The organism is Pseudoduganella sp. (genome assembly GCF_041914865.1).
Lineage (GTDB): Bacteria > Pseudomonadota > Gammaproteobacteria > Burkholderiales > Burkholderiaceae_D > Rugamonas.
This window is the reverse complement of record NZ_JAYSCO010000061.1, coordinates 22,999-33,644: the sequence shown is the minus strand read 5'-3', so window position 1 is coordinate 33,644 and position 10,646 is coordinate 22,999. Positions and strand designations below refer to the sequence as shown.

Sequence of the window (10,646 nt, the reverse complement as noted above, 5' to 3'; positions counted from 1 at the left end):
ACAAATGGTGCCCTTGGGCACCATTTGTCCGATTGTCAGACCTGACCCCGAATTTCATTTCGCCTGAATTAGAGGCAACACTCAAAAAACGCATGATCGTGCGCTTTCGTCGCATGAGCTGCGCTACACTGGTTCACCCTCAAACTAAAAAGAGACACCCCCATGCGCTTAACCCGCACAGTGGCGCTGGCAGCGGCAGCCTTGATGGCTGCCGCTCCTGCATTTGCCCAAGATCCTTCCCCTGTCGGCTTGTGGAAAAACATTGACGACGTGTCCGGCAAACCTAAGGCCCTGATCCGCATCACCGAAGAGAATGGCGTGGTGCAGGGCAAAATCGAAAAGCTGTTCCGCGCTCCGGGCGAGGAGCAAAATCCGGTGTGCGACAAGTGCACCGATGCGCGCAAGAACCAGCCGATTATCGGCATGGTGTTCATGAGCGGGCTGAAAAAGGATGGCCAGGAGTATGCTGGCGGCGAGATCCTCGATCCGGATAATGGCAAGGTTTATAAGAGCAAGCTGAAGGTCGCGGATGGCGGCAAGAAGCTGGAGGTGCGCGGCTATATCGGCGTGCCTTTGCTGGGCCGCTCGCAGACCTGGGTAAGGCAGGAATAACACCGGGGAACCGGGAAACCGGGGGCCGACCCGCAGGGTCGACCCCAAGACGCGGCGCCTTTTCCAGGGCGCCGCGTTTGTTTATGCGGCCTTCTTCTGCGGGAGCAGGAGCGAGGCCAGGGCCGGGATCATGATGATCGCGCCCACCATGTTCCACAGGAACATGAACATCAGCAGCAGGCCCATGTCGGCCTGGAACTTGATGTCGGACCAGACCCAGGTCAGCACACCCAGCGCCAGGGTGACGCCGGTCAGGGCTACCGCCACGCCGGTGGTCTTCAGCGTTTCGAAGTAGGCTTCTTTGAGCGCCATGCCGCGGTCGAGGAAGCATTGCAGGCGGTTGTAGATATAGATGCCGTAGTCGACACCGATACCGATACCCAGCGCAATCACCGGCAGCGTCGCCACCTTCACGCCCAGGCCCAGCTGGGCCATGATGGCTTCGCACAGCGCGGAGGTGATGTACAGCGGCACCATGATGCAGATGGTGACGCGCAGCGAGCGGAATTCCCACCAGACCAGCAGCGCCACAATCGCGTACACCAGCGCCAGCATCATCGGTTCGGCCTGTTTGATGACGATGTTGGTGGCCGCCTCGATGCCCGAGTTGCCGGCCGCCAGGATGAACTCCGCCTGCGGCGAGTTGTTCTCCTTGGCGAAGGCCTGCGCCGCCTGCACCACGCGGGTCAGGGTGTCGGCCTTGTGGTCGGACAGGAACAGCAGCACCGGCAGCATCGAGCAGTCGTTGCTATACAGCTCGGACGGGATCATGCGCTGCGCCGAGTTCGACACGAAACGGTTGCGCGACAGCGCCTGCCATTTCAGGCTGCCGCCGTTGACGTTGGCGATGATCTTCTTCTGGATGGTAAACAGCGAGGTGCTGGACTCCACGCCCGGCACGTTCTCCATCTCCCACTGGAAGCGGTCCACCACTTCCGCCGTCGGGTAGGCGCCGCACTCGCCGGCCGGCGTCTTCACCATTACCACGAACACGTCCGAGCTGGTCGAATAGTGGCTGGTGATGTAGGCGTTGTCGCGGTTGTAGCGCGAGTCGGCGCGCAGTTCCGGCGCGCCCGGATCGAGGTCGCCGATCTTCAGGTCGCGGTTCAGCACGAAGGCGGTGGCGAACACCGCCAGCGCGCCCAGCACGGCCAGCTTGGCGAACTTCGGCTCGGCAAAGCGCGACAGCATGTGCATGAAGCGGTGGTCGCTCTGCGCCTTCTTCGCCTGGTGGCGCAGGCAGGCGTCGGTCACGCCCACGTACGACATCAGGATCGGCAGCAGGAACATCTTGGTCAGCACGATCACCGCCACGCCGACCGACGCCGAAATCGCCAGCTCGCGGATCACGCCGATCTCGATCACCAGCAGGGTCGAGAAGCCGACCGCGTCGCACAGGAGCGCGATGGTGCCCGGGATGAACAGCTGGCGGAAGGTCAGCTTGGCGGTCTCCATGTCGGTCTTGCCGGACAGGCGCTCGGTGGCCATGGTGTTGATGTTCTGCACCGCGTGCGAGACGCCGATGGCGAACGTCAGGAACGGCACCAGGATCGAGTACGGGTCCAGGCCGAAGCCCAGCATGCGCACGATGCCCAGCTGCCAGATCACCGCCAGCGAGCAGCAGAACACCGTCACCAGGGTCGATTTCCAGCAGCGCGAATACCACAGCAGCAGCACCACCGTCATGACGAAGGTAATGGCGAAGAACATGCCGATCGCCTTGGCGCCGTGGATCAGGTCGCCCACCACCTTGGCAAAGCCGACGATGTGGATCTTCACGCCCTGCGCTTCGTACTTCTCGCGCACCAGTTTTTCCAGGCGCTCGGAGAACAGGCCGTAATCGAGCTTGGTGCCCTTGTCCGGGTCGATCTCCAGCAGCGGCACCTGGACGATGGTGGACTTCTGGTCGGCCGCCACCAGGCTGCCGATGCGGCCCGAGCGCGCCACGTTGGCGCGCACCTCGTCCAGCATGGCCGGCGAGCCGTCGAAGCCCTGCGGGATGATCTGGCCGCTGTTCAGGCCCGTCTCGGTCACCTCCATCCACTGCACGTTGGGCGTCCACAGCGACTTCAGGTTGCCGCGGTCCACGCCCGGGATGTAGAACACCTCGTCGGTCACCGCCTTCAAGGTGTCCAGGTACTCTTTCGAGTAGATGTCGCCGTTCTTCGCCTCCACCGCGATGCGGATGTTGTTGCCCAGCGGGCGCAACTCGTTCTCGTACTTCAGGTAGTTGGCGATGAAGGGGTGCGTGGCCGGCACCATCTTCTGGAAGCTGGCGTCCGGTTTCAGCAGCGCCGCCTGCCAGGCGAACAGCGCCGACGCCAGCAGGAAGGCCAGCATGATGATGAAGCGGTAGCGGAACAGGCGCGGCTCGAGCCAGTGCTCGATCGAGGTGAAGCGCTGGTGTCCGTCCTCGGCGACTTTGCAGGCTTTGTCGTTATCGCGGTTCATTTGGCGCCCTCCAGGCTGGCTGCGCGCACGCCGCCCATGCCCGACAGCAGCACGGTGCCGTTCAGGGCCAGCATGCCGGCCGTGGCCACGGCATCGCCCTGGCGCACTACGCGGAAGCTGGCGCCGTCGTCGTCGCTTTGCAGCAGCGCGCCGTCCTGCGCCGCCAGCACGATGCTGGCGCCGCGCACGGCGCCGCCCACCAGGCTCTTTTTCGTCACCGCCGGCGTTTCGCGCCAGGTGGCGCCGCCGTCTTCGCTGCGGAACACGTGGCCGCCGAAGCCGTAGGCCAGCATGCTGCGGCCGGTGAACAGGATGCCGTACAGCTGGCCGCTGTAGCCGGTCTCGATGCGTTGCCAGGCGTTGCCGCCGTCCAGCGAACGGTAGATGTAGCCGCCCTCGCCGGCAATGGCCAGCAGGTTGCCCGGGCCGCCCGCGATGGCGTTGTAGTGCAGGCCTTCCGGGTTCGGCAGGCCGGCGCCCATGGAAGTCCAGTTGATGCCGCCGTCCGTGGTACGGAAGGCCTGGCCGTATGCACCGACCGCGTAGCCGGTTTTGGCATCGCGGAACCATACGCCCAGCAGGGGGCGCGACGGGCCGAACTTGGCCGCCGCTTCAATATCGCCGAGCGCGTTCTCGGCGTCCATCAGTTTGTCTCCGCCGGCCGCCTGCGCCTTCTCCACGGCGGCCTTGGCGTCGGCCAGCATCAGGGTGTTGGCCTTGTTGCCGTCAAAGCGGGTGGTCCACTGCGCCCCGCCGTCATTGGTGGAAAGGATCACGCCATCGTGGCCGACGGCCCAGCCGTCACGCCCGTTGGCAAACGTCACGTCGGTCAGCGTGACCGACACCGGCACCTTGGCCTGGGCCCAGGCCGCCTTCTCGTTACCGTCGCGCACCAGGATGATGCCGCGTTCGCCCACCGCCACCGTGCGCTGGCCGGCCAGCGCCAGCGCCGTCAGCATGGCCTTCGGCGCGCGCGCCGACATGCGCGCCGGCGTCTGCAGCGGGTCGCGCGCCACAGCCGGCAAAACCGCCAGTGCGCCCAGCAGGGCGGCGCCAGCCTGTATCAGAACTTTATTCATGCTCTTCCTGCGAAAAAAAGGGCGCACCGCCTGGTCAAAGACGTGCGCCCAAAGAGACACCCCCAAACCCGCTACACCACTCTTAGTTGGAAGAGCGGCGCAGCGTATCTGGCGTGAAGTTCGACGGGTCGAGCTTCACACCAAATTTCATCGGCTTCTCCTGGTTGGAGATGCCGGACAGCAGGTAGCGACGGGCCTGCAGGTCGTAGAACACTTCGTTGGCGAAATAGTGGGTCACGGCGTCGTAGTACTGGATGCCGCCGATCTCGTGCACGCGCCACAGTTCGCCGCGCCCGTCGTAGGCGTCGGTGTGGGCCACTTGCCAGCTGTCCTCGTCCACGTAGAACACGCGCTTGGCGTAGATGTGGCGCTTGTCCTTCTTCAGGGTCGCTTCCACCACCCACACGCGGTGCAGTTCATAGCGCACCAGGTCCTGGTTCATGTGGCCCGGACGCACGATGTCGGCGTACTTGTTGGCCTTGTTGGTCAGCTTGTAGTTGTTGTAGGAGATCAGCATCTCCTTCTTGCCCACCAGCTTCCAGTCGTAGCGGTCGGGCGCGCCGTTGAAGCCGTCGTAGTCGTCGGTGGTGCGCAGGCCGTCCGAGCCCTGGCCCGGCGAGTCATACGCCACGTTCGGCGCGCGCAGCACGCGGCGCTGGCCCGGGTTGTAGGTCCATGCCAGGCGCGATTCCTTCACCTGGTCCAGCGGGTCGACCACCAGCAGCGCGTCGCCGGCCACCGACGATGGGCCGGTCAGGGTCGCCATGTAGTACAGCAGGCGGTTCGGCTCGGGATTGGCCATGCCCTGCGCGAAAGCCACCTTCTCGGTGCGGGTCACCGGCGTGAAGGCGCCGTTGGTCTGCACCGGGAACTCCGCGGTGTGGCGCTCGATGGTGCCGCCGCGGTAGCGCATCAGGTGGTTCCAGATCACTTCCACCCCGGTTTTCGGGATCGGGAACGGCACGGTGGTGCGGGCGATGCCGGTCACGCCGTTGCCGCCGCCGGTCAGCTCGGCCTTCGAGGCTTCCGACTTGACGGTGTCGTACACGTTCTGCGGGTAGGCCGCGGTACGGTAGGTCTTGTAGACATTCATCTTGTAGCTCGGATAGCGCTTCAGCATTTCCATCTGGCCCGGCGCCAGCACATCCTTGTACTTGTCCATATTGGCCGCGGTAATGGTGTACAGCGGCGCTTCGTTCGGCAGCGGGTCGGCGTAGCCCTTGCTCGGGTCGAAGCCGGCCGGCGCCTTGGTGATGCCGCCGGTCCAGGCCGGGATGGTGCCGGCCTTGTTGCCGTCCTTCTCGGCGCCGACCGGGGTCAGGTCCTTGCCCAGGCGGTCCACTTCGGCCTGCGACAGGCCGGCCATGGCGCTGCCCGCGATGCACGCCAGCGCTGCGGCCAGCAAGCTTTGCTTCATCATTTTCATGCAGTGTCTCCTATGTCTCTATTAGAAGTTGGCGCCGATCACGAACGACATGTTGTCGCGGTCGTGGAACTGGTCGTACTTGGCGCTCTTGTTATAGCTGGTGTAGCTGATGTCGGCGTAGTAGCGGTTGTTGTAGTCCGCGCGCAGGCCGACGCTGCGGGTCTTGCGGTCTTGCACGAACAGGTTGTCGGCCGCGTAGCCGTGCACGTCGTGCGAGAAGAACACGCGCGGCTTCAGGTTGACGCCGGCGATCGCGTTCGGGAACAGCATCTCGGCCGACAGGCGGTAGCCCCAGGCGCTGCTGGTGGCGTAGCCCTCGTTCTCGCAGTAGGAGGCGTTCGGCTGGATGCCGGCCGGGCCGCAGGTGCCGCCCAGGGCCTTGGTCGGGCCGAAGTTGTAGCCGAAGCCGCGCACATAGCGGGTGCTGGTGTTCGGGTCGCCGATGCCGCTCCACTTCTGGCCGGCCACTTCACCCAGCACGGTGAGCGAGTCGGCGCCCAGCACCTGCGGGAACTGGCGAATGAAGGAGAACTGCGCCTGGGTCTTGTCCTTGCGGTCGTAGCCATGCAGCACATAGCCGGTCGGCTTGTTCGGGTCGCGCGCGATGGCGCCCCAGTGCGCCTGCGGGCCGATGCCCAGCGCGGTGCCGATCAGCATGTCGATGGCGTTGATCTGCACCGGGATATCCTTGGTGCGCGAGATTTCGCCGAACAGCGAGAAGCCGCCCGCCTCGGTGGCGGCCGACAGGCCCAGGGTCTTGATGTTCTCGGCGCTGTAGTCCCACACGATATTACCGGCCGGCAGCACGCCCAGGGTGCCGAGCGAACCGGCCAGCGCCGGCACCGCCTTCACCAGCTGCGCCAGGCGGCCCGACCAGACCGACGGCAGGGCCGACGGCTGCTTGATCACCGACACGATCGGCGAGTGGTTGTGGTAGCGCGCGAAGTAGACGCCGAAGTCGGTCGAAATCGATTCCGCGAAGTAGTGGCTGGACAGGCCGAACTGGCCCGAGTTCTTCGGCTTGATCTTCGGCGCGGTAGTCATGCGGAAATTGAGCGGCATGGCGCGCGACAGGCCGAGCGAGGCCAGCACCGGGTCGAGCGCGGCCGGCAGCGCGGCCAGGAATGGCCGGCCGTCGTACTGGCCCTGGTCGTTCAGGCGCGTACCGTCGCCGAACAGCACGGTGCCGTTGTCGCAGTTGAGCGAGTCGGCCGCCGACCAGAAGGTGCCGCAGCCGTCCACCACGTTCTGGCGCCAGCGCATGGTGTAGAACGCTTCCACCGACAGGCCGTTGCCCAGGCCGATATTGGCCATCAGCGACGGCTGCGGGCGCAGGATTTCCTTGACCTGGGCGCCCGGGCGGCGCGCCGCGCTGGTGTCGAACGCGCCCATGGCGTTCACGCCCGGCACGAACAGGCTCTCGCCCCAGTTGATCACCTGGTTGCCCAGCTTGACGCTGAGCGGCTTGCCGCCCAGGTCCCAGTTGGCGAACACGTAGGCGTCGGCCAGCGCCGCGCCGTCGAAGGTGGACAGCTTGTCGAAGCCGTCGTCGTTCAGCTCCATGCCGGGCTTGAAGCCATTGTTGTAATGGCCGTGCGGCATGCTGTGGCTCTTCAGCGTGTAGTCGTACCAGGCAAAGCCGCGCAGGAACACGCCGTAGGTGTCGCCCTTCAGTTCCAGTTCGCCGGTCAGCTTGCCGACGGTGGAATAGGCGTCATGCTTCTTGAAATTCAGGTTGCCGTCGTCGGCGCCGGCGCCGGCCGTGCCGCCGTTGACGGTCGAGATCAGGTTCTTGTCCGCATCCTTCATGCGGATGCTCTGGCCGATCGAAGCGCTGAGGGACCAGCGCCCTTCCAGGCCGTTGTCGGTGGTGAAGGTGTCTGCGTGCGCCAGTGGGGTTGCCAGCGCCGCCGCCACAGCCAGGGCCATGGTACGGTTGTACTTCCTCGTCATCCTTGTGTCTCCTTTGGGTTTATGTACAGCTTTTTATACTGCTTTCTTATACTGCTTAAACATCTCACGCAACTTCATCTTCTGCACTTTGCCGTTGGCCGAATACGGCAGCTCGGGCACGAACACCACATCGTCCGGCAACCACCATTTCGCTACGCGGCTGGCAAGGTAGCCTAACACTTCATCGCGCGTGGGGGAACTGCCATCACGCGCGACAACCACTAACAGCGGGCGTTCCTGCCATTTTTCGTGCGGCACGCCGATCACCGCGGCAGCCGCGACATCGGCGTGGCCCAGCACCGCGTTCTCCACGTCGATCGACGAAATCCACTCGCCGCCGGACTTGATCACGTCCTTCGCGCGGTCGGTGATCTGCAGGTAGCCGTCGGCGTCGATATTGGCGATATCGCCTGTGTCGAAGAAGCCTTCCTCGTCCAGCACCGGCGTATCGCTGCCATAGTATGCCGACAGGATCCACGGCCCGCGCACCATCAGGTGGCCATTGGCGACGCCGTCGTGCGGCAGGCGCCTGCCGTCTTCATCTTTCAGCGCCAGCTCCACGCCGCATACCGGACGGCCCTGGCGCGCCTGTACGCGCAGCTTTTCTGCGTCGCTGGCGTTGTCGTGCGATTGCAACAAAGAGCACACGGTGCCGAGCGGCGACATCTCCGTCATGCCCCATGCCTGCATTAAAGTCGCGCCCAAGGTTTTGCTGCAGCGCGTAAACATCACCGGTGGAATGGCCGAGCCGCCGCACAGCAGGCGTTCCAGGCACAGCTCCTGCAGCGCCGGACGCGCTTCGCTTTCCACATGGTTGAGCAGGCCAAGCCAGACTGTCGGCACGCCGAGCGCCATGGTCACGCGCTCGTCGCGCAGCAAGGCGTAGATGCTGGCGCCGTCGAGCGCGGGACCGGGCAGCACCAGCCTGGCCCCGCTCAGCGCGCCGGCGTACGGCATGCCCCAGGCATTCACATGGAACAGCGGCACCACCACCAGGCAGCTGTCGCGTGGCGAGATGGCGGCGCTGCCGGCCAGGCACAGGCCCATGGCGTGCAGATAGGTCGAGCGGTGCGAGTACAGCACGCCCTTCGGGTGGCCGGTGGTGCCGGAGGTGTAGCACAGGGCCGAGGCGCTGCGCTCGTCCAGCTGCGGCCAGTCGTAGTGCGCGCTGGCGCCCGCCAGCAGCTCTTCGTAGCACAGGGTGCCGGGCGGCAACCCTGGCGGCATATGGGCGCGGTCCGTCATGCAGACGTAGGCGCGCACGCCGCCCAGGCGCGGCGCCAGCGCCGCCACCAGCGGCGCGAAGGTGATGTCGAAGAACAGCACCTGGTCCTGCGCGTGCTGCACGATGTATTCGATCTGCTCCGGGAACAGGCGCGGGTTGATGGTGTTGAGCACCGCGCCCTTGCCCGACACGGCGAAGTACAGCTCCATATGGCGGTGCGTGTTCCAGGCCAGGGTGCCGACCCGGTCCCCCAGGCCCACGCCCAGCGCCTGCAGCGCGTTGGCCAGGCGTTTGGCGCGCAGCGCCACTTCGCCGTAGCTGCTGCGGTGCAGCGTGCCTTCGCACAGGCGCGACACGATCTCGGCGCGCGGATGCACGCGCACCGCGTGCTCGAGCAGCGAGGAGATCAACAGCGGCTGGTCCTGCATCAAGCCTTGCATGGCGCAATCCCTTACATATGGCGTTTCAGGAATTCCGCCAGCGTGTCGAACACGCGGCCATAGGGCGGGCGGAACAGGCCGAAACCGTTCAGGCGCGCCTGGCGGTAGATCGGCTTTTGCTTGGAGAAGGCCAGGAAGCCATGCTCGCCGTGGTAGGCGCCGGTGCCGCTCGCGCCCACGCCGCCGAACGGCAAGTTCTCCTGCGCCGCATGCCATAGCGCGTCGTTCACGGTGACGCCGCCGGAAATGGTGGACGCGAGCACCTGCTGGCAGTTGGCGCGGTCGCGCCCGAACCAGTACAGCGCCAGCGGCCGTTCGCGCTCGTTGATGAAGGCAATGGCCTGCTGCAGCGTGTCGTACGGCAGCACCGGCAGCAGCGGGCCGAAGATCTCCTCGCGCATTACGGCCATCTCCGGCGTCACGTCCAGCAGCAGCACCGGCGCCATGCGCCGCTCGCGCGCCGCCGCACCCGGCGCCGCGGCGGCATCGGCGCCCAGGCGCACCACGGTGGCGCCCTGCTCCTCCGCATCGCGCACCAACTGCTGCAGGCGCGCATAATGGCGCTCGCTGATGATGCTGGTGTATTGCTCATTGCCGGCGAATCGCGGATACATGGCATGGGCTGCCGCGCTGATTTCGCGCACGAAGTCGGCCACCCGCGCGCGCGGCACCAGCGCGTAATCAGGCGCCACGCAGGTCTGCCCCGCGTTGAATAATTTGCCGAAGGCCAGGCGCGGCGCGCACTGCGCCAGGTCGCAGCTTTCATCGATGATGGCGGGCGATTTGCCGCCCAGCTCCAGGGTTACCGGGGTCAGGTTGTGCGCCGCAGCGACGGCCACTTGCCGGCCGACGGCGGTGGAGCCGGTGAACACCAGGTGGTCGAACGGCAGCGCGGCGAAGGCGCGGCTTTCCTCCACGCCGCCCTCGATCACCGCCAGCTCGGCCGGATTGAAGTACCTGGCCGCCAGCTGCGCCAGCAGACGCGAGAAGGCCGGCGTCAGTTCGCTCGGCTTGATCATGACCCGGTTGCCGGCCGCCAGCGCGGCTGCCGCCGGCACCAGCGCCAGCTGGCACGGGTAATTCCACGGCACGATATTGCCCACCACGCCCAGCGGCTGCGGCATCAGCTCACTGCTCCCCGGCAGCATGTGCAGCGGCGTCGCCACCCGGCGCGGCCGCATCCAGCGCGCCAGCTTGCGGCGCTGCTGGCGCACCGCCGACAGCACGATGAACAATTCCGTCAGCACCATCTCCTGCCGCGCGCGCCCGCCGAAGTCGGCGCTGATCGCCTGCAGGATCGCTTCCTCGTTGTCCGCCACCAGCGCGTACAGCCGGTCCAGCCGCGCGCGCCGGCTGGCGGCGGACGGCAGCATGTCGGCCGCGAACGCGGCGCGCTGGATTTCCAGGACATCGGCCAGGCTGGCCGCATTGTGCGGCAAGGGGGCGTTCATGGCTGCCCT

General features: G+C 65.9%; 7 protein-coding genes. 1 reads left to right on the top strand and 6 read right to left on the bottom strand.

Annotated features, from left to right (window positions below; translation table 11 throughout):
• Window positions 1-162: 162 nt before the first annotated feature.
• Window positions 163-612 (top strand): DUF2147 domain-containing protein, encoded by a 450-nt coding sequence (locus ACE3TQ_RS22100; RefSeq protein WP_374585057.1) that lies wholly within the window; start codon window positions 163-165, stop codon window positions 610-612.
• Window positions 613-693: 81 nt separating this feature from the next.
• On the opposite strand, the gene ACE3TQ_RS22095 is transcribed toward ACE3TQ_RS22100, so the two are convergent.
• The 6 genes from ACE3TQ_RS22095 to ACE3TQ_RS22070 all read right to left on the bottom strand — a co-directional run bounded on the left by ACE3TQ_RS22095 (window position 694) and on the right by ACE3TQ_RS22070 (window position 10,637).
• Window positions 694-3,063 carry an RND family transporter gene (locus ACE3TQ_RS22095; RefSeq protein ID WP_374585056.1) on the bottom strand — a complete coding sequence of 790 codons (2,370 nt, stop codon included), beginning with the start codon at window positions 3,061-3,063 and terminating at the stop codon, window positions 694-696.
• The gene (locus ACE3TQ_RS22090; protein ID WP_374585054.1) at window positions 3,060-4,142 is read right to left on the bottom strand and encodes a WD40/YVTN/BNR-like repeat-containing protein; all 1,083 of its coding nucleotides are present in this window, start codon (window positions 4,140-4,142) and stop codon (window positions 3,060-3,062) included. Before ACE3TQ_RS22090 ends, ACE3TQ_RS22095 begins: the two co-directional genes overlap by 4 nt.
• Window positions 4,143-4,224: 82 nt before the next feature.
• Window positions 4,225-5,568: a DUF1329 domain-containing protein gene (locus tag ACE3TQ_RS22085; RefSeq protein ID WP_374585052.1), complete on the bottom strand. Its 1,344-nt coding sequence runs from the start codon at window positions 5,566-5,568 to the stop codon at window positions 4,225-4,227.
• A 21-nt stretch (window positions 5,569-5,589) separates the two neighbouring features.
• Window positions 5,590-7,521: a DUF1302 domain-containing protein gene (locus tag ACE3TQ_RS22080; protein WP_374585051.1), complete on the bottom strand. Its 1,932-nt coding sequence runs from the start codon at window positions 7,519-7,521 to the stop codon at window positions 5,590-5,592.
• Between the two features lie 33 nt (window positions 7,522-7,554).
• The gene (locus ACE3TQ_RS22075; RefSeq protein ID WP_374585049.1) at window positions 7,555-9,186 is read right to left on the bottom strand and encodes a long-chain-fatty-acid--CoA ligase; all 1,632 of its coding nucleotides are present in this window, start codon (window positions 9,184-9,186) and stop codon (window positions 7,555-7,557) included.
• Window positions 9,187-9,197: 11 nt separating this feature from the next.
• Window positions 9,198-10,637, bottom strand: coding sequence for a coniferyl aldehyde dehydrogenase (locus ACE3TQ_RS22070; protein ID WP_374585047.1), 1,440 nt, complete (start codon window positions 10,635-10,637; stop codon window positions 9,198-9,200).
• Between the last annotated feature and the right edge of the window lie 9 nt (window positions 10,638-10,646).

What these genes read in the sequence shown, in the direction of transcription:
- ACE3TQ_RS22100 (WP_374585057.1), top strand. Translation starts at nt 163, where the DNA reads ATGCGCTTAACCCGCACAGTGGCGCTGGCAGCGGCAGCCTTGATGGCT.
- ACE3TQ_RS22075 (WP_374585049.1), bottom strand. Translation starts at nt 9,186, where the DNA reads ATGCAAGGCTTGATGCAGGACCAGCCGCTGTTGATCTCCTCGCTGCTC.
- ACE3TQ_RS22085 (WP_374585052.1), bottom strand. Translation starts at nt 5,568, where the DNA reads ATGAAAATGATGAAGCAAAGCTTGCTGGCCGCAGCGCTGGCGTGCATC.
- ACE3TQ_RS22070 (WP_374585047.1), bottom strand. Translation starts at nt 10,637, where the DNA reads ATGAACGCCCCCTTGCCGCACAATGCGGCCAGCCTGGCCGATGTCCTG.
- ACE3TQ_RS22080 (WP_374585051.1), bottom strand. Translation starts at nt 7,521, where the DNA reads ATGACGAGGAAGTACAACCGTACCATGGCCCTGGCTGTGGCGGCGGCG.
- ACE3TQ_RS22095 (WP_374585056.1), bottom strand. Translation starts at nt 3,063, where the DNA reads ATGAACCGCGATAACGACAAAGCCTGCAAAGTCGCCGAGGACGGACAC.
- ACE3TQ_RS22090 (WP_374585054.1), bottom strand. Translation starts at nt 4,142, where the DNA reads ATGAATAAAGTTCTGATACAGGCTGGCGCCGCCCTGCTGGGCGCACTG.